This window comes from Ruminococcus gauvreauii, assembly GCF_025151995.1.
Taxonomy (GTDB): Bacteria; Bacillota; Clostridia; order Lachnospirales; family Lachnospiraceae; genus Ruminococcus_G; species Ruminococcus_G gauvreauii.
This window is the reverse complement of the sequence record NZ_CP102290.1, coordinates 1,920,476-1,943,072: the sequence shown is the minus strand read 5'-3', so window position 1 is coordinate 1,943,072 and position 22,597 is coordinate 1,920,476. Positions and strand designations below refer to the sequence as shown.

The 22,597-nt window shown below is 46.0% G+C and carries 21 protein-coding genes; 5 read left to right on the top strand and 16 right to left on the bottom strand.

Features of this window, described 5'->3' with window-relative positions; all coding sequences use genetic code 11:
• Window positions 1–9: 9 nt before the first annotated feature.
• The 5 genes from kdpC to NQ502_RS09305 form a co-directional block, all read right to left on the bottom strand.
• Window positions 10–615 (bottom strand): potassium-transporting ATPase subunit KdpC, encoded by a 606-nt coding sequence (kdpC, locus tag NQ502_RS09325; RefSeq protein ID WP_028527685.1) that lies wholly within the window; start codon window positions 613–615, stop codon window positions 10–12.
• 16 nt (window positions 616–631) lie between these two features.
• Window positions 632–2,701, bottom strand: coding sequence for a potassium-transporting ATPase subunit KdpB (kdpB, locus tag NQ502_RS09320; RefSeq protein ID WP_028527684.1), 2,070 nt, complete (start codon window positions 2,699–2,701; stop codon window positions 632–634).
• Window positions 2,702–2,714: 13 nt separating this feature from the next.
• A complete protein-coding gene (gene kdpA, locus NQ502_RS09315) occupies window positions 2,715–4,535 on the bottom strand; it encodes a potassium-transporting ATPase subunit KdpA (RefSeq protein ID WP_028527683.1) in 1,821 nt (606 codons plus the stop codon).
• A 239-nt stretch (window positions 4,536–4,774) separates the two neighbouring features.
• On the bottom strand, window positions 4,775–6,172 hold the full coding sequence (locus tag NQ502_RS09310; protein ID WP_028527682.1) for an SLC13 family permease: 1,398 nt from the start codon (window positions 6,170–6,172) through the stop codon (window positions 4,775–4,777).
• Between the two features lie 19 nt (window positions 6,173–6,191).
• Window positions 6,192–7,394: an MFS transporter gene (locus tag NQ502_RS09305; RefSeq protein WP_028527681.1), complete on the bottom strand. Its 1,203-nt coding sequence runs from the start codon at window positions 7,392–7,394 to the stop codon at window positions 6,192–6,194.
• A 383-nt stretch (window positions 7,395–7,777) separates the two neighbouring features.
• Between NQ502_RS09305 and NQ502_RS09300 the strand changes: the two genes are divergently transcribed.
• Window positions 7,778–8,833 (top strand): uroporphyrinogen decarboxylase family protein, encoded by a 1,056-nt coding sequence (locus NQ502_RS09300; RefSeq protein WP_169579908.1) that lies wholly within the window; start codon window positions 7,778–7,780, stop codon window positions 8,831–8,833.
• A 37-nt stretch (window positions 8,834–8,870) separates the two neighbouring features.
• Window positions 8,871–10,424 carry a PucR family transcriptional regulator gene (locus NQ502_RS09295; protein WP_028527679.1) on the top strand — a complete coding sequence of 518 codons (1,554 nt, stop codon included), beginning with the start codon at window positions 8,871–8,873 and terminating at the stop codon, window positions 10,422–10,424.
• Between the two features lie 76 nt (window positions 10,425–10,500).
• On the opposite strand, the gene NQ502_RS09290 is transcribed toward NQ502_RS09295, so the two are convergent.
• The 6 genes from NQ502_RS09290 to dapA form a co-directional block, all read right to left on the bottom strand.
• On the bottom strand, window positions 10,501–11,664 hold the full coding sequence (locus NQ502_RS09290; RefSeq protein ID WP_242830229.1) for a hybrid sensor histidine kinase/response regulator: 1,164 nt from the start codon (window positions 11,662–11,664) through the stop codon (window positions 10,501–10,503).
• 3 nt (window positions 11,665–11,667) lie between these two features.
• Entirely contained in the window at window positions 11,668–12,921 is a 1,254-nt protein-coding gene (locus NQ502_RS09285) for a hypothetical protein (protein ID WP_242830227.1), read from the bottom strand.
• A 94-nt stretch (window positions 12,922–13,015) separates the two neighbouring features.
• Window positions 13,016–13,936 carry a magnesium transporter CorA family protein gene (locus tag NQ502_RS09280; RefSeq protein WP_044983006.1) on the bottom strand — a complete coding sequence of 307 codons (921 nt, stop codon included), beginning with the start codon at window positions 13,934–13,936 and terminating at the stop codon, window positions 13,016–13,018.
• A 246-nt stretch (window positions 13,937–14,182) separates the two neighbouring features.
• Window positions 14,183–14,452 (bottom strand): YitT family protein, encoded by a 270-nt coding sequence (locus tag NQ502_RS09275; RefSeq protein WP_260046724.1) that lies wholly within the window; start codon window positions 14,450–14,452, stop codon window positions 14,183–14,185.
• Window positions 14,453–14,526: 74 nt separating this feature from the next.
• Window positions 14,527–15,768, bottom strand: coding sequence for a hypothetical protein (locus NQ502_RS09270; RefSeq protein ID WP_044983005.1), 1,242 nt, complete (start codon window positions 15,766–15,768; stop codon window positions 14,527–14,529).
• A gap of 23 nt (window positions 15,769–15,791) precedes the next feature.
• Entirely contained in the window at window positions 15,792–16,754 is a 963-nt protein-coding gene (gene dapA, locus NQ502_RS09265) for a 4-hydroxy-tetrahydrodipicolinate synthase (protein ID WP_044983004.1), read from the bottom strand.
• A gap of 113 nt (window positions 16,755–16,867) precedes the next feature.
• Here dapA and NQ502_RS09260 point away from each other — a divergent pair, with 113 nt between their 5' ends.
• Window positions 16,868–17,794, top strand: a complete 927-nt coding sequence (locus NQ502_RS09260) for a tRNA dihydrouridine synthase (RefSeq protein WP_028527675.1) — start codon at window positions 16,868–16,870, stop codon at window positions 17,792–17,794.
• Window positions 17,795–17,941: 147 nt separating this feature from the next.
• Here the strand turns inward: NQ502_RS09260 and NQ502_RS09255 are convergent, their stop codons facing one another.
• On the bottom strand, window positions 17,942–18,214 hold the full coding sequence (locus NQ502_RS09255) for a DUF6506 family protein (protein ID WP_028527674.1): 273 nt from the start codon (window positions 18,212–18,214) through the stop codon (window positions 17,942–17,944).
• 98 nt (window positions 18,215–18,312) lie between these two features.
• Between NQ502_RS09255 and NQ502_RS09250 the strand changes: the two genes are divergently transcribed.
• Window positions 18,313–18,990 carry a Crp/Fnr family transcriptional regulator gene (locus NQ502_RS09250; RefSeq protein ID WP_044983003.1) on the top strand — a complete coding sequence of 226 codons (678 nt, stop codon included), beginning with the start codon at window positions 18,313–18,315 and terminating at the stop codon, window positions 18,988–18,990.
• Here NQ502_RS09250 and NQ502_RS09245 read toward each other — a convergent pair.
• Window positions 18,983–19,903, bottom strand: a complete 921-nt coding sequence (locus NQ502_RS09245; RefSeq protein ID WP_028527672.1) for an AraC family transcriptional regulator — start codon at window positions 19,901–19,903, stop codon at window positions 18,983–18,985. The two genes, NQ502_RS09250 and NQ502_RS09245, sit on opposite strands and share 8 nt — an antisense overlap.
• Window positions 19,904–20,028: 125 nt before the next feature.
• Between NQ502_RS09245 and NQ502_RS09240 the strand changes: the two genes are divergently transcribed.
• Window positions 20,029–21,426 (top strand): MATE family efflux transporter, encoded by a 1,398-nt coding sequence (locus tag NQ502_RS09240; RefSeq protein ID WP_028527671.1) that lies wholly within the window; start codon window positions 20,029–20,031, stop codon window positions 21,424–21,426.
• Between the two features lie 24 nt (window positions 21,427–21,450).
• Here NQ502_RS09240 and trxA read toward each other — a convergent pair whose 3' ends face one another.
• From trxA to NQ502_RS09225, 3 genes are read right to left on the bottom strand one after another with little or no spacing between them, the layout of a single operon-like run.
• Complete coding sequence (trxA, locus tag NQ502_RS09235; RefSeq protein ID WP_028527670.1) at window positions 21,451–21,762, bottom strand: thioredoxin; 312 nt, start codon at window positions 21,760–21,762, stop codon at window positions 21,451–21,453.
• Between the two features lie 3 nt (window positions 21,763–21,765).
• Window positions 21,766–22,344, bottom strand: a complete 579-nt coding sequence (locus NQ502_RS09230) for a 4Fe-4S binding protein (RefSeq protein WP_028527669.1) — start codon at window positions 22,342–22,344, stop codon at window positions 21,766–21,768.
• Complete coding sequence (locus NQ502_RS09225; RefSeq protein ID WP_242830225.1) at window positions 22,341–22,559, bottom strand: ATP-binding protein; 219 nt, start codon at window positions 22,557–22,559, stop codon at window positions 22,341–22,343. Before NQ502_RS09225 ends, NQ502_RS09230 begins: the two co-directional genes overlap by 4 nt.
• Between the last annotated feature and the right edge of the window lie 38 nt (window positions 22,560–22,597).

Genomic DNA, 22,597 nt, shown 5'->3' with positions numbered 1-22,597 from the left:
TGGATTATCTTATTTCAGAATTCCGTCCAGCATCAGATTCACTTTCAGCACGTTGACTGTCTTCTCTCCAAATACGCCGAGAACCTTACCCTTTGTGCATTTTTTGATGATTGCCCTGACTTCATCCTCGCTCATATCATTATTATCTGCGATTCTGGGCACCTGATACTCCGCCGCATCCGGTGAGATATGCGGATCCAATCCACTCCCCGAATTCGTCACCAGATCAACCGGTACCGGCTCATCTGCCCTCTCAGGGTTTGCCTCATGGAGTTTTTCTACTCTCTCTGCCACAAGCTGTCTGAATTCGTCTCCCGCCGGACTTAAGTTGGAAGGTGCCGAATACATCAGATGATTTCCATCCTCATCCGTAAATGTGGATACATCAACGCTCATGATACGTCCCCACATATGGCTGTCATCCGTATACTGTTGCCCCAGCAGTTCACTTCCGTATTTTTTTCCGTCAACTTCGATGATACTGCCATTTGCATTATCGTGGAAAAATATCTGCGCGATTCCGGTCACAATTCCTGTGTAAACCACCCCGCAGAGTACTGTAAATATCAGCACACAGACAGCGGCACGCGGCAGACTTGATTTTAACGTCTTCATAAATCCTCTCTCCTTCTTATACCAGTCCAAACATAACAAGAATCATATCGATCAGCTTGATAAAGATGAAAGGTGCGATTAACCCCCCGACACCGTATACCAGCAGATTTCTTCCAAGCAGCCGGCCCGCCGGCACCTCACGGTATTTGACTCCTTTTAATGCCAGCGGAATCAAAGCCACAATGATCAGTGCGTTATAGATAATCGCCGATAAAATTGCACTCTGCGGAGAGTTCAGTCCCATAATGTTGAGCGCTGACAGCCCCGGATATAATCCGATAAACAGTGCCGGTATGATTGCAAAGTATTTAGCCACATCGTTGGCGATAGAGAATGTTGTCAGACTTCCCCTCGTCATCAGCAGCTGTTTGCCTATCCTGACAATATCTATTAGCTTCGTTGGTGATGAATCCAGGTCGACCATGTTTCCGGCCTCTTTTGCTGCCTGCGTTCCTGAATTCATCGCCACGGCCACATCCGCCTGAGCCAACGCAGGAGCATCATTCGTTCCATCTCCCGTCATCGCAACCAGGTGACCTTTTTTCTGAAGATCCCGGATCATTTCCAGCTTCCCCTCTGGCGTAGCTTCCGCCAGAAAATCATCCACCCCTGCTTCCGCTGCAATTGCAGCTGCCGTCAGCGGATTATCACCGGTGATCATGATTGTCTTGATCCCCATCTTCCTGAGGTCCGCAAATTTCTCGGAGACACCCTGTTTGATAATATCTTTCAGATGGATGACACCCATAATCCTGTGGTTTTTGGCAACCACCAGCGGAGTACCTCCCTGATTGGAAATTTTCTTAACAACTTCATCGCACTGAGTGCTGTAGGTTCCTCCAGCAGCTTCAACATAAGCTTTGACGGCATCTGCCGCACCTTTACGGATCTCGTTTCCGTCAAAATCCACACCGCTCATCCTGGTCCTGGCAGTGAACGGAACAAAAACCATGCCCTTATCGTGCAGGCTGCGCCCACGGATACCAAACTGCTCTTTCGCCAGAATCACGACGCTTCTCCCCTCCGGCGTCTCATCCGCCAGGGAAGCGATCTGTGCAGCATCAGCCAGTTCCCTGTCAGAACAGCCGTCCACCGGGATAAACTCATGTGCCTGCCGGTTTCCCAGAGTGATGGTTCCCGTTTTATCCAGCATCAGAATATCAACATCACCTGCTGCCTCAATCGCACGTCCGCTCATTGCCAGCACATTGGCCTGATTCAGCCGGCTCATACCCGCGATTCCGATCGCTGACAGGAGTGCACCGATCGTAGTAGGTGCAAGGCATACCAGCAGTGCCACCAGTGTGGTGACTGATGTCGGATTGGATATCCCCGCCTGGTCAGCAGAGAACATGGAATACGTATACAGAGAAAGTGTAACCAGAATGAAAATAATGGACAATGCCACCAGAAAGATCTGAAGAGCAATCTCATTCGGCGTTTTCTTTCTCGAAGCCCCCTCAACCATGGCAATCATTTTATCCAGAAAGCTCTCTCCTGCCTCGCTTGTCACTTCCACCACGATCCAATCAGACAGGACCGTTGTTCCTCCTGTCACTGCACTCCGGTCACCCCCGCTTTCACGGATGACCGGGGCAGACTCACCGGTAATTGCACTCTCATCAACAGAAGCTGCACCCTCGATGACCTCACCATCTGCAGGAATCTGCTGTCCTGCCTTTACGATTACAACATCTCCCTTTTTCAGAGAGACCGACGGAACCTCCGTGATACGATCCTTTTCTCTCAGGCTAAGTATCTTATACGCTGTCACATCACGTTTTGCCGCACGCAGGGAGTCTGCCTGAGCTTTCCCCCTTCCCTCGGCGATTGCCTCCGCAAAATTGGCAAACAGTACGGTAATCCAGAGAATAATGGCAATTGCCAGTGTGAATCCGGACGAAGCGTCCTGTATGCCGAACAGGGATATGATCCACAGAACGGTTGTAAGTGCTGCTGATATATATACCAGCAGCATGACAGGATTTTGTGCCTGTGTTTTTGGTTTCAATTTGATAAATGCATCCTTTATCGCCCTCACTGTCATCTTTTTATCTGCAAGGGCCGTCTTTGCTTTTTCAGTCATCTTTCATTCCCTCCTAAACTACACTGCTGACGAACTCAGCGACTGGTCCCAGCGCCAGTGCGGGGAAGAAGCTGAGCGCACCTACCAGAAGTACAATGAAGATCAACAGGAACACAAACATTGCATTCGTCGTCGACAGCGTCCCCGCCGTCACGGCAATTTTCTTTTTCCCTGCCAGACTTCCGGCAATCGCCAGTGTGCCAACCAGCGGAATAAATCTTGCAAACAGCATGACAAGACCAAGTGTTACGTTTAAAAATATGGTATTGGCTCCGAATCCCGCAAATGCAGAACCATTGTTTCCACCTGCCGAAGAATAAGCATAAAGCAGTTCAGAAAATCCATGCGCCCCCGGGTTATTCAGACTTTCCGTCACTTCGGGTATCGCGGCTGCCACACCACTTCCTGCCAGGATAGCGATCGGCGTTGCCAGGCAGACTAAAACCGCCCATTTCATTTCATAAGGTTCAATCTTTTTGCCCAGAAATTCCGGTGTACGGCCGACCATCAGTCCCGCGATAAACACCGTCAGGATGGCAAATGCCAGCATACCGTACAGTCCGCATCCCGTTCCTCCGAAGATTACTTCGCCCAGCTGCATCAGCAGCATCGGTATCATCCCTCCGATCGGCGTATAACTGTCGTGCATGGAGTTCACAGACCCATTGGAAGCCGCCGTCGTGAATGTCGCCCAGGTGGATGAGGTTGCAATGCCAAACCGCGTCTCCTTGCCTTCCATATTTCCTCCCGCCTGACCGTCCGTCACATCCGTCAGCACCGCTCCGTCCTGTGTGAGCTGCGGTGTTGCCATCTGTTCATTTACAGCCACGATGCCAAGAGCCAAAACCAGGCAGATAAACATCGATGCAAAAATGGCGATTCCCTGTTTTTTGTTCTTTACATTTCTGCCAAACGTAAAGCACAGTGCAGCCGGTATCAGAAGCAGTGATATCATCTCAAGCAAGTTTGTAAACGCATTTGGATTTTCCAGCGGATGTGCAGAGTTTACACCGTAAAATCCGCCCCCGTTTGTGCCGGTCTGTTTGATGGCAACCTGACTTGCTGCAGGTCCAAGCGGTACGATCTGTTCTGTTATAATGTCAGCATCCGGCACGAGTGCACCGTCCAGCGTGACCGTTCCTTTCTCTCCGTCAATGACCGCACCCTCTATGATCTCACCCTCTGCATCCACTGCGATGGGCTCGACCAGCTGAACAGTCTCCGCCGGTTTTAAATTCTGAACAACGCCTCCGCCGACCAGGCAGACAGCGATGACAAGATTAAGCGGGATCAGGATATGAACAACGGTTCTGGTAAGATCCACCCAGAAACTTCCAAGTCCCTTTTCCTTAACCTTCGTAAATCCCCGTATCATGGCAAACAGTACGGCAATACCGGTTGCCGCAGATACAAAGTTCTGTACCGTCAGGCCCAGCGCCTGTGTCAGGTAGCTCAATGTACTCTCACCGCTGTATGCCTGCCAGTTTGTATTTGTCACAAAACTGACGGCGGTATTAAAAGATAAATCCCAGGAAACCCCTTTAAGCCCCTGCGGATTTCCTGGCAGGAATCCCTGCAGCATCTGCAGCAGAAACAGAAATGCCAGCCCGACACCGGAAAATAAAAGTGCGCAGACTGCATACTTTTTCCAGCTCATCTGTTCATCTGACTTCACCCTCATGAGTCTGTAAATGCCCCGTTCAAAGGGATTCAAAATTTTTGATAAGAAAGTTTTTTCGCCATTCATAACCTTGCCTATGTATCCGCCAAGCGGTATGGCAAGCACAACCAGAATGACAAGATATAAAATATATTGTATTACCGTACCTGTCATTGATTGTCACCTCTCATTAGAATCACTACGTAATAAATTAAAAGTGCCACTGCAATAATTCCTATTGCTGCTACGATGATTTGCATATCGTATCCCTCCTTTATGTGTCGAAGTATACGCCTGAGAGTTTTAAAATGGTGTTAGGAGATTTCGAAGTGGTATTAAGAAAGTATAAAGAAAAATTGCCGGCAGGTAATACCCGCCGGCAGAATAATAGATATGAGCTGATGACAGTCTGGTTAAATTAGAAGACCATACAGCACAGGACACCACAGTGCGCACAGCAGCGCCAGGATGAGCAGGATCGGCGCCGTAGCCTTCGGCATATCCGTCATCTGAAAATATCCGCTGCTGTAAGCAAGAAGCGGAACCGTGTCAATCGGAAGCAGATAACAATTCGTGGCACAGAAACACAGCGTTACAATTAAGATAACCGGGTGGATACCGCAGTTCGTTGCCACCACGATCAGCGGACCCGCCAGAACCTGTATCAACGCCCCGGAGATCGGGATAATAAGCAGCATCACAATCACAAAAACTGCAGTGATAAACACCATAACAAAAGTCGGGAGCGCCAGGTCGGACGGGAATATCGTATCGACAAACCAGGTGCTGAGTCCGTTTTCACTGATGATATTTCCGAGGGAGATCACCGATGCGGTCACGAATACCACATCCCAGTTTGTACTTTTTTTAAAGTCCTCCCAGTCCAGAATCCTGATCCCCGGGAGAAACATGACTGCTACTCCCAGAACGGCTACGGCATAGAGATTGATTGTGCTGATCCATGATGAAAGAATCCACAGAACGATCATGGTACCCATGATCAGTATAACTTTTACCTCCTGACGGCCGGCCTTCTTTGTTACCCTGGTGGATTCTTTAAAATTTTCAAACAGTTTCTGTTCCATCTCCACGGGAGGAAACACCTTTGTGATAATCATCCAGGCGGTGGGGATCAGAATCAGCCCGATGGGCACGCCATAGGAAGCCCACTCCGCAAAGGAGATGCTGTAACCGGTCATGGACTTCAGTGTGGTAATCGCCACCAGGTTGGGCGAGGACCCTACCGGCGTCATGATGCCTCCTATCATGGCAGCCACCGGGATCGCTATCATATAGGTTCGTCCCGTCTGATTTCGCTCTGTTTCATTGGTGTACAGCTGCAGGAATGACAGTCCGATTGTTACAAACATTGCGGTAACCGGTACGTTTGAGATAAATGCCGATACAATGGCGGTGGCAAACATCAGTCCCAGCAGTGTGGTCCTAATGGATTTTCCAAAAATCCTCATCATGAAATACAGGATTCTTCTGGAAATCGGCGAATTTGAAACTGCCGCCGACATGCCAAACGATGCCAGAATAAACATAACCGGTGGTGCAGCCATGCCGCTGATGGCTGACGTCAGGGAAGGAGCGGCACCCAGGACAAAGTACAGCATCATAAAGATCAATGAGGTCAGTCCCAGGGGAAGCGCACCTGTACTCAGGCAGATGAGAAGCGCCAGGGTACAGCCCAGCGTCCGGGTACCGGCGGGTGTCAGACCCGCAGGCGCCGGGACGAAAAACATAACAATCAGAATCAACACTGCAAGGACAAGTCCGTTTTTTCTTTTTGCGGTTAATTCTTCCATGAGTTTTCTCCTACTGAATCTATTTCAGACCTTTTAATGTGAGCATACAGATCATTGGAATAATGGATACTACTGCAAACGTCATGTAGGCTCCCGAATATCCCAGCGTAGTCGCGGCGATAATGCCGAATATGGTGGCGCCGAAAAAGGAACCGATCTTGGTGCCGGTGTTCAGTGCAGAACAGCACATCGCATAATTTTCTTTTTCGATCACATCACTTCCTGCAGTGTAGAACAACCCCATTGTGATGGACGGGACGCCCTGCAGCCAGATACAGATATTAAGCGCCATGCCGGCAGGAAGAACCGCGATCAGAACTCTTGAAACAGCCATCCATGCGAAGCATATCACAAAGAGCCATTTGCGGGTGTGCAGTGCATCGGATAACCAGCCGCCCAACAGAGAGCAGACGGCACCTACCAGCGCACAGACTGAAACCAGAGAGCCCGCTGCGGCTGCATCCATTCCTTTTGTCTGAATCAGATATGCGGGTGTCATGGTGAGAACCGCTACAGCAGATGCCATCATAAACATACCGCCGATAAAAATACGGAGAATCCTGGGGTCCACCAGAGCTTTCAATGTCTGTCCAAGCGACGGACTGTCCTTACCGTCAGTTCTTGCAGGCGGTGCAACATCGTCCGTGATGGTAAGCACCCATACGATCAGCATGATCACACACCAGATGTTAGTAAACCACCATGCCGGAGAGACATTGTCCGGGCTCGCGATACGCGGAACCAGATTGTACATCAGAAGTTGTGAAAGCGTGCCCGCCATAATGTAGGCCCCGTTCGCCTTCCCGCGCATTTCCGGAACAAACAGACATGCGATAACGTAAGGACATGCGATAGAAATGCCCGCCCCGCCTGCACCTACGATCAGCTGTGACATCAGCATCATATAAAAATTTGTAGTGAAAAAAGTACCCAGCACGGATCCGCCGAGAACCAGCGTGATACCGAAAAGTCCCATTTTTCTGGGTCCGAGTTTATTCATTACAACTCCCAGCGGGATCGTAATGAAGATACCCAGCAGGTTGACAGATGAGGTGAGCAGTCCGCCTTTATCCGTGCCTATCCCCATTCCCTCCATCAGGTAGGTAAGTACCGGGCTGATCTTATACTGGCAGTTGCCATAACACATAAAGAACAGAACCATGATTAAAATGTAAACATATGGATTTAATTTTCTTTTTGTTGAAACTGTATCATTTGTCATAGTATTTTCCCCCTTTAAATACTTTTGTGAAATAATCGTACCCAGGCAACGCCGCAAGTCATTTTACCTAAAAACATTATATAATAGCGCTTAAAATTATGAAATATTCACAATGTGACTTGTTTTTTTCGGAATATGTGCAGAGTGTACATTCTGAATACGAAAAATGGAAGAAATATACCTATTATAATGTAATTGTTTTTTATGTGCAGACCGTACATGAAATAAGGTCCATTTTTTGCGCAAAACAAAAGCTTACCGGCAGACGGCGGTTTGACATTTTAAATTCGCCGTGCTTAAATAAAATCATACATACCTCGGGTTTATGCCGCAAGCGTAATGCCTGTCATTTTATCTATTATGACAGAAAGCGAGGAATAACTATGATCAGTAGCAAAAAGAATTTTATCATTGAATCCAGGATGGTACCGCAGCCATGTGCGCTGCAAAAGTTTCCGTATCCCATTTCCCAGAAGGAAAACTATAAACTATGCATGGAGCATAAGCTTCCCTATTGGGTTCCCATGAAGGACATTGATAACGGCATGACCTTCTGTCCGCATGATCTGGATCGCCCGGCCTTCGGCACGGATGGAACTGACTGGTTTGGGGTCAGTTGGACATATGTGGATCAGGTGGGCGGACAGATGGTGACACCTGATACTTTCATACTGGAGAAGCCTTCCCAGTGGAGGGAGAAACTGATATTTCCAGATCTTGATCAGATGGATTTCACTGTTGGAGCACAGGAGGCCAGGGCCAAAATTGATCCCAGTAAAATTACCGGTTATGTGATGCAGGATGGGCTGTTCGAACGGCTGCTCTCCCTGTGTCCTGCTGAGGAGTCCTTAAGCTGGCTTCTGGAAGAACCGGAGGATGCAGCCGAGTTTTTCGAGGCGGTGGCCGATTATAAAATTGCTCTTATAGAAAAACTTTTCAGAGAATGGGCTCCTTTTGACCTGCTGATCAACTCTGACGACTGGGGAACTCAAATCAGCACCTTTATGGCGCCGTCTGTTTTTGAGAAGCTGCTGCTTCCGCCCATGAAGCGGATCGCCGACAAGGTTCATGAACTGGGACTGTACTGGGACTGTCACAGCTGCGGAAAGACAGAGACCCTGGTTCCCTATATGGTAGAACTGGGTTTTAATTTCTGGGAAGCGCAGGGCATGAATGATCTGAAGGCCGTCAAGAAAAAATACGGAAATCAGCTGGCAATACAATGTACTTTGGATCCCTATGTTCTTCAGGATCCGGAAATCACCGAAGAGGAAGTGCGCTCCTATGTGCGCCGGGTAATTGATGATCTCGGAGAAGGCGGGGGACTGATTCTGGCATTTAAGGCACTGACGCCTATGGTGTATACGGCTGTAACCACAGAAATCTTCGAATACAGTTCAAAGAAGTATGCACGGGAGAGAGCCGGCATGAAAAAATAAGTTATAGTCATAATAAACGGGTCAGGAGGGATACAGCGTGCATCTGAGTATGAACATTGTCCGGCACGAGCTGGCAAAGCAGTTTTCGCTTGCAGGACCACAAACCGTATTTGAACGCCATGCAAACTTAAGAAGCGCGGCCATGCTCACCAGCGCGGCGCCGGAACCTCAGATTCTCTATGTTGCAGAGGCAAGGCGGCTTCCTGTGAGATGGAAATTCCAAACCCATGCTTCCCTGATCATCTCCGGTCAGATTCCGGAGGATTATTTTCATAATACGGAAGTTGATTACATCTGTGTGGACGATCACCGCTTTCCGGTCGTGCTGAATGCAGTGCTGCACATCTTCCAAATCTATGATATTTTTGACGAAAACCTGAAAAGCAGCATCATCAGGGATATTGCACCGCACCTTCTCTGTAACATGATCTGCAGCTTTCTAAAACTGCCGCTCGCCGTATTTGACAGTTTCCTGCGTGTTCACTATATTTCCGAAAATGCACAGAATCTGATAGACTGGGAGCTGGATCCGGTTACCGGCATGCGTCTGCTTCCCACAGATTTTATCAATCAGCTGAATCTGGTCTATACGGAAACGGCAGAGGACTTTATAGAGGGGGCAGTGCTGCTCAGGGACGACCGTCTGCCCTACAATCTGATCTGTACGATGGACGGCAGAAAGGATTATATTCTTGTGGTTTTTGAGATGGATACACCGCTTGACAGAAGCATGGTAGAGGTGGTTGGGTATCTGAACCGCTATGTGTTAATGAGTTTTGAGAACTCCACACTGAAATCCTTCGTACCGGACAGTCTGTCCGCCGTGATTCAGTCCATGCTGGAGGGAACGAGGCTCAGCCGTATTGAACTGCAAAATCAGCTGGATGCCGTAGGATGGGATATGGAGGACACCTGCTGCTGTATCGCCATGCACAGCCTGACAGAACAGCGCAATCCCAAGTATATCAGTACCTTTTGCCTGAAGCTGGAAAGCCTGTTCTCCGCCTGCGTAGTGTTTCCTTATAACAAACGGGTCGTAGCGATCGTAAATCTGGACCGGTCAAAATGCCCATATTTTGATATTCAGCGGAGGATCAGTCTGCTGCTGCGCGATGGTCTGATGAAAGCCGGTGTCAGCTTCAAATACTGGAATTTTGAGACAACCCCGATCTATTTTCAACAGGCCTGCTGTGCCTATGATATGGGAAAGCTGTACAATCCTACAATATGGTGCTACAATTTCTCCGAGTATGCACTTCAGTACTTTATGCATTATGGTTCCAGCCGTCTGCCTCCCCGCCATCTCTGTCATCCCGGTCTGGTGGAACTGCACAGGTATGACGTAAAAAATGGCACAGAGCTTTTAAGTACTCTGGAGACTTATGTGAAAAATAACTGCAACGCAGTGACAGCAGCCAATCTGCTCTATATTCATCGTAATACCTTTTATCAGCGCTTATGCCGGATTCAGGAACTGCTGCATCTGAACCTGGATGATCCGGATGAACGGCTGTATTTGATGATTTCCACAAAACTGATCAGTATGTATTACTACGAACTTGAGAATGGTTTCTTTTTTCCCAGCGAATAAAGAAAGCTGCAAAGCGGATGGATTTCTAAAGATCCGCTTTGCAGCAGCCTGAATGAATTTCAGTTATGTCAGTATGCTATTTGTCGGTGTCATAATAAAAGTTTTCTGCGGTCCGGTGATTTTTATTTTTCCACTGGACACAGTATTCCAATACTTTTCTCAGCCGCTCTATCTCAATCGGTTTTGCCATATGCCCATTCATCCCGGCCTGCCTTGTTTTTTTGATATCTTCCGGAAATGCATCTGCCGTCATGGCGATAATCGGAAGTTCACCGATTGCCTCTTTTCCTGAAGACCGGATTTTTTCTGCCGCCTCAAAACCGTTCATCACCGGCATCTGAACATCCATAAATACGAGATCATAGTAGAATGGAGGGTTATGCAGCACCATATTTACAGCGAGGCTGCCGTTTTCCACAACATCGACCCTCGCTCCCAGGAATTCCAGCATTTCCCGTGCAATCTGCTGGTTCAACTCATTATCTTCTGCCAGCAGCACACGAACACCCCTGAAGTTTTCAATCTGCCTTACCATCTCCTCCTTCTGTGTCCGCTGCAGAACATACTTTTTCATCATACTTAAGGTAACCGTGAATCGGGTTCCCTTTCCGTACTCACTCTCTGCCTCTATTTTTCCCTCCATCATGTCCAGAATTGTTTTTACGATCGTAAGTCCCAGACCGGTACCCGGTATTTTATTAATCCTTGTATCGTCCCCTCTGCTGAACGGTTCAAAGATATGTTCCAGATAATCCTTCTTAATACCGATCCCGTTATCCTCTATGATGAACCGATATGTCCCCATATACGCCTCATCCTTCGTCAGCTCTTCCAGACGAATTCTAATTTTCCCCCTGAAACCAGTATATTTTACTGCATTCTCCAGAATATTGATCAGTATCTGGCGAAGTCTCTGCTCATCCCCCAATACCAGAGAATGAAAATCATCCGGTATCTTCACGATAACTTTCTGTGCATTCTGCTGAATAGCGGGCTGCATCATCAGCACAACTTCATGAATAAGTCCGCTAAGATCGAATTCTGTCTCATCCAGCTGCATCTTACCGCTTTCAATCCTGCTCATATCCAGCACTTCATTGATCAACTTCAGCAGATGATTGCTGGAAATCTCGATCTTCTCCAGATACTCGATCAGTTTCTCTTTGTCGTTAATATTTAACTGTGCAAGAGTCGTCATGCCCATGATGGCATTCATCGGTGTGCGGATATCGTGGCTCATCCTTTACAGAAAATTACTTTTCGCACTGTTTGCACTCTCTGCCTTCTGAAGCGCTTCTTCCATCATAAGTTTTGACTTCCGCTCTTTTTCCAGAAACTCCTCCTGCTTCCGGCGCTCCTCATCGATGTTCTTGGACAGTGTAATTTCCAGTACATCGTCCGTATATGGGCTGTCCACCTTCACAACCTGAGTTGAATTCCAGTGGTAGCACCCGTCATCGCCCAGCTGACGCATTTCCATCGTGACACTGTTCTGTCCCTGAGCAAATGCTTTCAGGAGGGATTCCCGGGAAAATTTTCTTTTGAATTCTTTTCTGAAGTCGGGATCCAGTGTTGATGCTCCGACTTCTATCAGTTCATCAAAATTTCCGCTGGGCGCAGCCTTTTTGGTTGAAAACTCGTCATATTCCAGCATATGGTATGTATTTTTTGTCAGATTGGCAGATATCAGCATCTGAAACGCCATTCTTGCAGCTGTTGCAAGCTGACTGATCTCCGTATTTTTTTCCACCTCCTGCTGATACTCTTCATCGATATCCCGGAAAACCAGTACACACCAGCATTCCTTCTCTGCCAGCTGATCAATCCTGACCGCCATAAATTCCGCCATATGGTAAACACCGTTATCCATCAGGCGCCGAAGCCTTCTTACTATCTGTTTCTTTCCCTCACCAAACATTCGAAGCATCGCATCACGGGAAAAATGATCATCAAAATCCCGCCAGTCATCCGGATGTATTGTTTTAACAGAATATTTTTTGTTTTCAATGCCAAACTGTCCCCTCTCCGGTATATCCGTCCACAGCATATCCTTTTGACAGTTTACATAAAAGTCTCTTGTCAGATTTGCAATAATGCACTCTCCGAATACGGTCACGAGACTCTGCGTGTACATTTTTTCTATCTGCTCAAGCCCTTGTTTTTCCTCAGCTCCCCATTTATGGGGAGTCACGGTGACTACATAGGCAGGAGTGGTATCGTCCCACTGAATTTCTCCGGCACTGACGCTCACCATCTGTCCCATGATCTCACTGTATCGAAAAATACGGCGCGGACAGGATGCATCATCTGCGGGCAGAGGACAGTCATTACAGATTCCGCCCCACACCTGCTCACAAGTCATACCCAACACTATATCCGGACGGATGTCCTTCACTGTTTGATTATAATACAAAAGCGTACGCGTCGCTTTCTCAATTACATAAACCCCTGTATCATCCAGAGAATCTAATATCTGTAACAGGTTTTGATTCTGCATTTTCCCCTCCCCTTTCCTGAAGATTCCATATATATATTATAATTATACAGAAAATTGAAGGGTTTTTCCACAATAAAGCGAAAATCTTTTTCTTTTATAAAAACCAGCCCTTTTTTTTAAAATACCAGATCTCCACGATCACAAGGATCACGGAAATGCCGATAACCACCGCATACCCAAACTCCCAGTGCAGTTCCGGCATTCTGTCAAAATTCATCCCATACCAGCCGGTGAGCAGGGTCAGCGGCATGAAGATCGTCGTGACAACAGTCAGCAGCTGCATCACCTTATTCTGACGCATTTGAATCTGTGTCTGATACAGTTCACGTATCTGCAGCGAATACTCCCTAAGGTTCTGGGCATTTGCCAGTATTCGCGACATCCTCCCGGAAAACTGATGAAACAGCCTGCACGAATCTCTGGACAACATCTCGTTATAATTCTCGCTCATAGTCTCACACATGTCGATCATCTGATTATAATAGGAATGCAGGCGAAGGAGCTCTTTTCTGATCTTTAAAATAGCTTTGGAGATATCCTCCCCGTCATACTGCATCAGTTCTTCTTCCAGCTTTGTCATTCCTTCTTCGTATTCCTGAAGAAAACGAGTTTCATCACGGATCAGAAATTCAAGAAACTCATAAAAAAAGTAGCCCAGATGAAGTTTCTCAACAGTCTGTGTCTGCTCCATCTCCTCGATGATTCCAGATACGGTCCGGGTGTTATCCACAAACACCAGACTGTCCTTTTTCATATGCCATGCAAAGCAGATTTCCCTGTGTGCCAGATCCCCTTTATCTGGAATGACCAGCGTACCAATGATACTGTCTTTTAAAAAATCAGCTTTGCTGTGCTGATAATTGTTGATGCTCTGCAAAAACAACCGGTCTTCATGGCCGGCTGTCATCTGCTGTTCATATTCTTCTCTTGTCAATACTTCGATCAGAGCCTCGCCCTCGGCTGTTTTCTCCTCCGGGCGCAGCTTTATAATCTGCCGGTTCAGACGATAACGCATAATGACACCTCACAAACAGCCGGATATAACTGGTCCATGTTAATAAACTTCTTGCCCCGCATAACCCATCCCGTTTTCCAGACCATATACTTCCAGTCTCTCCAGCATTTTTCTATAATATTCTTTCAGAATATCAGGATTGTCCACGGATAGCAATATTTTTTCATGCCAAACTGGTCATTTGCGTCAATACATGCGCAAACTGAGAGGTTATAACCCAATATTTATTGTACTTGGGCACATATCCTAAACTTTTGTATGAATATAACCTTCTCCATATACCTCACTCGTCTCTGTCAGCATCACAAATGCCCCCGGATCAATACGATGAACTACATTTCTAATCAAATACGCCTGCGAGCTGGAACATGCACACAACAGCACATTCTTCTTCTGCTTTGTATAAGTCCCCATCGCCTGTATCGCCGTAGAACCTCTGCCGCTGATCTTTCCGATCTCTTCTGCGGCCTCCTGACTTTTATTCGTGATGATAACCACCAGTTTTCCCGCGCCCATTCCATACATGAAGATGATTAATGATCAGCGCACACCCGGACAATCCACCCGGTGAAAAATCCGTTTTTTGATTTTCATAAGATCGTCTTCTTAATCAAGTCAGACCAGCTCACCAGCGACATTTGAAATTCATCGTAATGTTCTTTTACCAATCCCTCATAAGTGTCCAGTTCCTGACGTATTTTATAAAAGTCCCGATTGTTAAAATAATCGCACACAGACGGCAATGCCGTATCCAGGTACTCCTTCGCCTCCTGCATAATATCTTCATAATCCTGCCTCTGCGTAATGTACGTATAAAGCGGCTTATAGCGAATCCACCCAATACACGCTTTATAAAAACGGTGACTGACATGTACGGAATCATACAGCGATATTCTTTTGAGCGTAATCGGCAGAACGCCTTTCAGAAGCGAACGGTAAAAAGAAAATCCGTCATGAAAGGTATAAACCGGTATTTTCTTTACCGTATGATTTTCCAGACAAGTGCTCAGGATGCTATCCTCACCCCGGGCACCGGGCGGATTGTAAAATGGAAGCACCTTCTCCGGACAGGTCAGATTGATTCCCAAATTTCCGCCGCTGATAAATTTTGCACCCTTTTCCTGTCTGACCAGTTTCGTTTTATGTTCCATCAAAATCTTTTTATCCGCATATTTCACACCGCCGTTTCGGATCATCCGCTGTACGCTCTCCCACTTCAAGACATCACTGCTCAGTGCATCCGTAAACATCCGAAAATGAGTCTCACCCAGCACACCGTCGAATTCGATAAAAGGAATCGGTGTCAGATATCCGCAGTGATACCCGTTGGTGACATCAGAAAACTGCAGGCCCCTTACATGCTCCTCCAATACAGATTGACCGCTCCACAGGGACGAAGTCATCGAATCTGTGACCGCCAGCGGATATTCATCATCATCTAAAAAGATCAGATAATCCACCTTTTGTTTCAGTGCTTCGTAGAGGATAATATTTCTCTGCACAGCGTATCCGTTTCCAAAACACTTCTCTGCGCATTCCTGATCCATGATCTGCTGCTTTACCAGAAACTCCTTTTCCGCCTGAACATCTTCCGGTCCAATGAACATACACGTATGAAAAAAGCCTTTTTCCTCTTCACTCAGATTATCATAGTCCTCTCTTCTGGTATTGTTATAGCCTGGATCAAAGGCAACAAACAAAGAGATACAGCTGTCACTTTTTTCCAGGAACCGGGTTTCTTTTAAATGGTAAATATATGCCTGCAGGACGCTTAAAAAATTAATACGCCCCGCAGCAAAACCAATTCCTATATGTTTTTTATGACCCATCATAATATCCCTCTTATCCTTCTTCCCTACAAATTCCGCGTCGGTATCGCTCCCGCATATCCCGGCCGGTGAATGGTAACTGACCCCGGTCTGACACTGCTTTTCAGCAAACCGTAACGGTAAAGTACCGTAAACATTTTTTCCGCCATCGTGGAATCCATATCGCACAGCGGAAGCCGGCAATGTCCCACATCGTACCCCATTGCCCGCATCGCCTGTTTCACAGGAATCGGATTTACATCCAAAAACAGCGCCTCGATCAACTCCAGATATTTCAGCTGCAGGTTATCACTTTCCTCACTGTTTCCCTGGAAATAAGCTTCACAGATATCATGTGTCTCCTGCGGAAGAATATTGGACAATACAGAGATCACTCCTTTTGCCCCCAGTGCAAGCGCAGATGTAATCTGATCATCATTGCCCGAGTAAAGGAAAAGGTCATTTTTGCACAGCGACGCGATCTTGGCCATCTGTGAAAAATTTCCACTGGCCTCCTTCGCCGCCACGATATTATCAATTTCACTCAGCCTTTTGTATGTAGCCGGAAAGATATTGACTCCGGTCCTTGATGGCACATTATAAAGAATGACCGGAAGCTTTGACGCTTTGGCACATTCTGAAAAATGCAGAAACAACCCCTGCTGTGATGCTTTATTATAATATGGTGTCACATGAAGCAGCGCGTCTGCCCCCACGCGTTCACACTCTTTTGAGAGATATACAGCGTGAGATGTATTGTTGCTTCCGGCACCTGCAATTACCGGAATTCTTTTATTTACACAGCGGACAGCAAATTCTACCAGTTCTATATGTTCTTTATCCGTAAGCGTAGAACCCTCTCCTGTGGTCCCTGCAATAATAACGGCATCCGCATGGCCCCTGATCTGCATTTCAATCAGTTCTTTAAATACCGGATAATTAATTGACCCGCCTTCTCTCATTGGTGTTATAAGCGCTGTCCCCGTACCTTTAAATATCACATTTTTCATTCGAATATCCTCCCTGAGTTTTCAGTTTTAAGCTATTATAGTCGTCATTACATAAATATTGTGATAAGATAGATCATATCGGTATTAATATTTTAAAAACAGGAGAATTGTAAATGAAATTTTATCTGGCACCCATGGAAGGACTTACAACATATATTTACCGCACGGCATATCACAGGTATTTTCACCCTATGGATAAATATTTTACGCCGTTTATCGTACCTCATATCAATAAGGATTTTAACACCAGAGAAAAAAATGAAATCCTGCCTGAACATAACCGCGGGCAGAATCTGATCCCTCAGATACTGACCAACAATGCGGAGGATTTTCTCCGCACGGCGGATTCCCTCAGGAAATTCGGATATGAAGAAGTCAATCTGAACCTGGGATGTCCATCAAAGACCGTTGTTTCCAAAGGAAGAGGTTCCGGTTTTCTGACAAAGACACAGGAGCTTGACCAGTTTCTGGACAGAATATTCTCTGGAACTGATATGAGAATCTCTGTTAAAACGAGAATCGGAAAAGACAGTCCTGAAGAATTTTACGAACTGATAAAAATATATAATAAGTATCCCCTCACAGAATTGATCGTCCATCCCCGAACACAGCAGGATTTTTATAAAAACATGCCAAACCTGGAAATTTTCAGTGATGCCGTAGAACTGTGTGCCTGTCCGCTGTGTTACAATGGAAATATTTTTACAAGGAAAGATTATGAAAATTTTACCGGGCATTTTCCGGCTGTTAAGGCTTTGATGGCTGGCAGAGGCATACTCAGTAACCCGGGATTACTCAATGATATCGTGGATAAGACACCCGTTGATTTTGACACTGTGCGGGCATTTCATGATGAACTTTATGTTAATTATAAGGGCATTTTCAGCGGTGACCGAAATGTTTTATTTAAGATGAAAGAACTGTGGACCTACATGATTCAGTTATTTCCTGAAAGTGAAAAATATGCAAAAAAAATTCGGAAGTCTGAACGTCTGTGGCAGTATGAACAGGCAGTCTCTGATCTTTTCAGCCTGACATAAGGAGACCGGGGCCTTTCGGCCCCGGCAACGTATGAAAAAGAAAAAAACTTATAAAAGGTAATGACCTTTTTACAAGATCTATCATAACGCGAAAATGTGATGATTGTGTGATAACAGATTGAAAGAAATGTGAAGAATTATGTAAATTTAATGTTCCAGGTTAACAATATATGAAACCGGGATACGGTGATTGATATAATCACTTATGATCCTGGCTCCTTTTTCCTGGAATGCACCGCACAGTTCGATTTTATCAACTTCTTTCTTATCAACCAGTTTTTTGGCCTGTTCGCATGCATCTGTCATATCCTTAACACCGATCATAATGGATTTACATGTCGGAGTTTCCATCGCTACATGATGTTTGGACGAATCATGATCCGACGACATTACTAAAAAGACAAACTTAAATTGTTTCATAAAGGAGTCTCCTTTGGTTTTATTTTATATCTCAAAAATTATAACACGCTGAAAATAAGCGGTCAATAAAATTACATCATTACGAGAAGGAGGTATCTATGTTGACCACCGTACAAACCGAATCTTTGTTAAAGGAATACTTCCCTGTATGGGATTCATTAACCAGGGAGGAACAGTTAAATCTTGTTAATCATTCGGCATTAAAAGAATATGGGAAGGGTGAGCTGCTTCATCGGGGAGATATGGACTGTGTGGGTCTTTTCCTCATTAACACAGGAAAGATCCGTACGTATCTGTTGTCTGACGACGGTAAGGAAGTGACTCTGTACCGCCTCGGGCGGGGAGATACCTGCATTCTGTCTGCATCCTGTGCCCTCGCTACTATCACGTTTGATGTTTATATTGAAGCAGAGGAAAAAACACAGGTTCTGCTTATCAGTTCATCTTTCTTCTGTTCTTTGATGGAACAAAATATTTATGTAGAATGCTTTTCCTATAAACTTGCAACAGAACGATTTTCCGACGTGATGTGGGCAATGCAGCAGATACTCTTCATGAATCTTGACCAGCGTCTGGCTATTTTTCTCTGGGATGAACTGTCACGATCAGAGGGAGATGTGATCCATATTACCCATGAACAGATTGCACGGTATATTGGAAGTGCCCGGGAAGTCGTATCCCGAATGCTGAAATATTTTGTTGCTGATGGGATCGTGGAGCTTTCTCGCGGCGGCATCCGCATCATAGACAAAAAAAGACTCCGGAAACTCATATAGACGTCCTGCCTGACAACTCCCGGTATTCCCCGGGAGACATCCCGCACTTCTCCTTAAATAACTTTCCCATATAACTGGGACTGTTAAAACCGCAGGACAGACAAATATCCATAATTGTTTTATCCGTCCCCGTCAGCAGCTGTGCCGCCTGCGAAAGCCGATACTCGCAGAGATATTCTGCGGGTGTCTTTTTAACAATTTCTTTAAAACACCTGAAACATTCCCTTCTGCTGATATTAGCGGATTCAGCAATATGATCAACCGTAATTTCTTCCCAATAATGATCATGGACATAGGACAGCATCAGACGGGCGCGCTGTTCCTGTATCCGATCCCGCTTCGGTACCTCCGGGAATTCTTTGTATTTGGATACCTCTGTCAGTAAAAGACGCCATATACAATAAATAATTTCTATACACTGAAGTTCGTATCCCAGCTCTCCGGGATTCAGTCTGTATAAACGGTTTATCTTATCAGAAATCAATTTGCCTGAAGGATCATCATGGGAAAAATACAGACCCGGCAGCGGAAACCGAATGACAGGCATTATATTTTTCTGATACACCGTATCGGAAGGCTGCATATTAAAAAAGTAAGAGGGAAATAGAAAGCAGAACATCAGGGAATCCGGTTGTGTCTGCCTCCCCATATGCAAAGCCCTTGAATTCACAAATACAACATCTCCCTCCCTCATGATTTTTGATTCTCTCTCATCATATGCCTGGTGTACATAGTATTCTATCTCGCCTCTTAAAACAATTGCAAATTCATATGAATCGTGCCAGTGATAATTAAATTCACCGTTCATGTAATCATTAAAATAATCTTCATCAAAAAAAACCGGCAGCGATCCGGTTGGATATTTCACCTTTTCCAGTAAGTTCTCATCCATCTGTACTGTTTTATGTTCCATAATCCCACCTCTTTTTTGGCGCAATATTGTTATGTTTTGGCATAATACTGGATATTCAAACGGATATTTTGACGCTATTATTATATCAGATAACAAACAAAACCACAACCGGAAAGGAACTGCGTATGAACCGGGTAAAAGATATGACTTCGGGCAATCCAACAAAGCTTTTGCTTTTATTTGCCCTTCCGCTGATCCTGGGGAATCTTGGTCAGCAGCTGTATATGATCGTCGACGCGATCATTGTAGGTCAGGGCGTCGGTGTAAAAGCACTGGCGGCAGTGGGCGCAACCGACTGGACTTACTGGCTAGTTTTATGGACTGTACAGGCTTTGACTCAGGGATTCGGTGCCTGTATTGCCAAACATTTTGGCGAAAAGGATCACGTAAAACTGAGAAAGTCCATTGCCATGTCGATTATCCTGTGTGTTGGGATTGGAATATTGCTAACCCTTACGGCACTTCTGATGGTTTTACCGATGCTTAAGATTCTGCAGACGCCGGCTGATATTTTTGACGGGGCCTCCTCATACCTCTTTACCATGTTCAGCGGAACCCTGATCGTTATGGCTTATAACATGATTTCCGCGATTCTTCGGGCCTTCGGAGATGGAAAAACACCGCTGATCGCGATGGGAATCGCTGCCAGTGCAAATATTGCACTGGACCTGCTTTTTGTCATGGTTTTCCGATGGGGAATCGCAGGAGCAGCGGCCGCCACACTGATCGCACAACTGATCGCATTTTTATACTGCTTCCTGGCACTGAGACACATTGAATTTATCAGACTGCAGCCATCAGACTGGAAGGCAGACAAAATGGTCATCCGGGAATTGTGCAGGATGGGATTTCCACTGGCGCTGCAGCACGTCCTGATCGCTGTAGGAGGCATGATCCTTCAGTCCAGGATCAACATTCAGGGATTCATATTTGTTGCAGGTTTTACGGCAACAAATAAACTGTACGGTCTTCTGGAAAGCGCAGCAATCTCACTTGGCTATGCCACAACCACATATATGGCTCAGAATCACGGTGCGGGACAGAATGACCGTATCCGTAAAGGATTAAAAAGTGTGACGCTCATTGCATTACTGATGTCTGTGTGCAGTGCAGTCCCCGCTATCCTGGGCGGAAAGCATCTCCTGAAGCTTTTTATTTCATCTTCAGACGGCAGCGCATCGGAAGTGCTCGCAGTCGCTTACCAGTACCTCGTCATCATGGGAGGGCTGCTTTTTATACTGTACTTTCTGCACGGATTTCGGAGTATACTTCAGGGACTGGGAGATGCGGTGAGTCCGATGATATCAGGAGTGATTGAGTTTTTCATGCGCATTTCGGCCGCTCTGCTTCTGACCGAATTCTGGGGAAGCATTATGCTGTTTCTCGCAGAACCGCTCGCCTGGATTGGGGCTGCCGCATATGTAATGGGTGCGTGCTGGTTCAGATTCAGAAAAATACCGCCTGAGCAGAAGACCGATGCCGATCAAATCACTGAAAATAAGGGAGCTGCACCGACCAGTTAATCTGGAACGGCAGCTCCCTGTTATTTACTCCTGAATCATATCCAAAATCGCTTCTTTCGGCTGAACACCAACCGATGTCTTTACCACTTTCTGATTTTTGATCACAGCCAGTGTAGGGATACTCATAATCCGAAATTCCTGAGCCAGTTCCGGCTGTTCATCCACATTCACTTTACCAATCTTGGCATTATCCACTTCATCGGCGATTTCATCCACAACAGGTGAGACCATCCGGCATGGTCCGCACCAGGATGCCCAGAAATCCAGCAGCACCGGTTTATCAGAATTTAAAACCTCCTGTTCGAAATTATCCCTTGTTATCGTTAATACTGACATACTTCATCTCTCCTTTTTTGATTTTGCTTTACAGATCAGCTGTGTCATCGTTCCCATTGGGCAGTACACACACCAGGAACGCGGTTTAAAGAAAACCATTGTAATCATCCCCAACACAGTTGAAGTTAACATAACACTATAGAATCCAAATGAAAACTGAGCCACCCACGGCGTCACCGATACCGGATACGCCCAGTGCCATGGAAGTTTTATCGTCCATAACAATTTTACAATCTGCTTCAATTCTCCCGCACCCTGAAATACCAGATACGTGTTCCATAGCATGCTGAAGAACATGATAAAGAAAAATATTAAAAAACCATATCGGAATCCTTTGCTTTTCATCCAGTTTGGGATATCCTTCCGGCGCGACAGCCCCAGCCTTCCTCCCAGAAGTGAAAACAGCTGTCCTCTCCCGCAGTACCGGTTACAGTAAGCTTTACTTCCACCGATGATCGATATCGCAAGAGGAGCAAAAAAACAGATTAAACCGATCCATGCAAACAGGATATTAAAAAATCCGAGAATCAGATAGACCGATGAAAAGATCCAGAGATAATCATACCAGTGTTTCTCTCTCATGCTGTCACCTCCATGATTGTGATAACGCTGGCAGGACATACGGTTTTGCATTTACCGCAGCCTACACACAATGATTCGTCAACTGCTGCGGTTACACCCCTTACCACGGTTACCGCGTGTTTTGGACATTCCTTTATGCAGCACCCGCACGCTACACAATGCTCTGATTCAATGACTGCTTTCTTTAACTTTTTCTTTATACCAGGACTGTTCACTTGTAAAACCTCCATAACTTTCATTTGATATGGTTATT

Coding starts and splice junctions, on each gene's coding strand:
- kdpC (WP_028527685.1), bottom strand. CDS start 615: ATGAAGACGTTAAAATCAAGTCTGCCGCGTGCCGCTGTCTGTGTGCTG.
- kdpB (WP_028527684.1), bottom strand. CDS start 2,701: ATGACTGAAAAAGCAAAGACGGCCCTTGCAGATAAAAAGATGACAGTG.
- kdpA (WP_028527683.1), bottom strand. CDS start 4,535: ATGACAGGTACGGTAATACAATATATTTTATATCTTGTCATTCTGGTT.
- NQ502_RS09310 (WP_028527682.1), bottom strand. CDS start 6,172: ATGGAAGAATTAACCGCAAAAAGAAAAAACGGACTTGTCCTTGCAGTG.
- NQ502_RS09305 (WP_028527681.1), bottom strand. CDS start 7,394: ATGACAAATGATACAGTTTCAACAAAAAGAAAATTAAATCCATATGTT.
- NQ502_RS09300 (WP_169579908.1), top strand. CDS start 7,778: ATGATCAGTAGCAAAAAGAATTTTATCATTGAATCCAGGATGGTACCG.
- NQ502_RS09290 (WP_242830229.1), bottom strand. CDS start 11,664: ATGAGCCACGATATCCGCACACCGATGAATGCCATCATGGGCATGACG.
- NQ502_RS09285 (WP_242830227.1), bottom strand. CDS start 12,921: ATGCAGAATCAAAACCTGTTACAGATATTAGATTCTCTGGATGATACA.
- NQ502_RS09280 (WP_044983006.1), bottom strand. CDS start 13,936: ATGCGTTATCGTCTGAACCGGCAGATTATAAAGCTGCGCCCGGAGGAG.
- NQ502_RS09275 (WP_260046724.1), bottom strand. CDS start 14,452: ATGGGCGCGGGAAAACTGGTGGTTATCATCACGAATAAAAGTCAGGAG.
- NQ502_RS09270 (WP_044983005.1), bottom strand. CDS start 15,768: ATGATGGGTCATAAAAAACATATAGGAATTGGTTTTGCTGCGGGGCGT.
- dapA (WP_044983004.1), bottom strand. CDS start 16,754: ATGAAAAATGTGATATTTAAAGGTACGGGGACAGCGCTTATAACACCA.
- NQ502_RS09260 (WP_028527675.1), top strand. CDS start 16,868: ATGAAATTTTATCTGGCACCCATGGAAGGACTTACAACATATATTTAC.
- NQ502_RS09255 (WP_028527674.1), bottom strand. CDS start 18,214: ATGAAACAATTTAAGTTTGTCTTTTTAGTAATGTCGTCGGATCATGAT.
- NQ502_RS09250 (WP_044983003.1), top strand. CDS start 18,313: ATGTTGACCACCGTACAAACCGAATCTTTGTTAAAGGAATACTTCCCT.
- NQ502_RS09245 (WP_028527672.1), bottom strand. CDS start 19,903: ATGGAACATAAAACAGTACAGATGGATGAGAACTTACTGGAAAAGGTG.
- NQ502_RS09240 (WP_028527671.1), top strand. CDS start 20,029: ATGAACCGGGTAAAAGATATGACTTCGGGCAATCCAACAAAGCTTTTG.
- trxA (WP_028527670.1), bottom strand. CDS start 21,762: ATGTCAGTATTAACGATAACAAGGGATAATTTCGAACAGGAGGTTTTA.
- NQ502_RS09230 (WP_028527669.1), bottom strand. CDS start 22,344: ATGAGAGAGAAACACTGGTATGATTATCTCTGGATCTTTTCATCGGTC.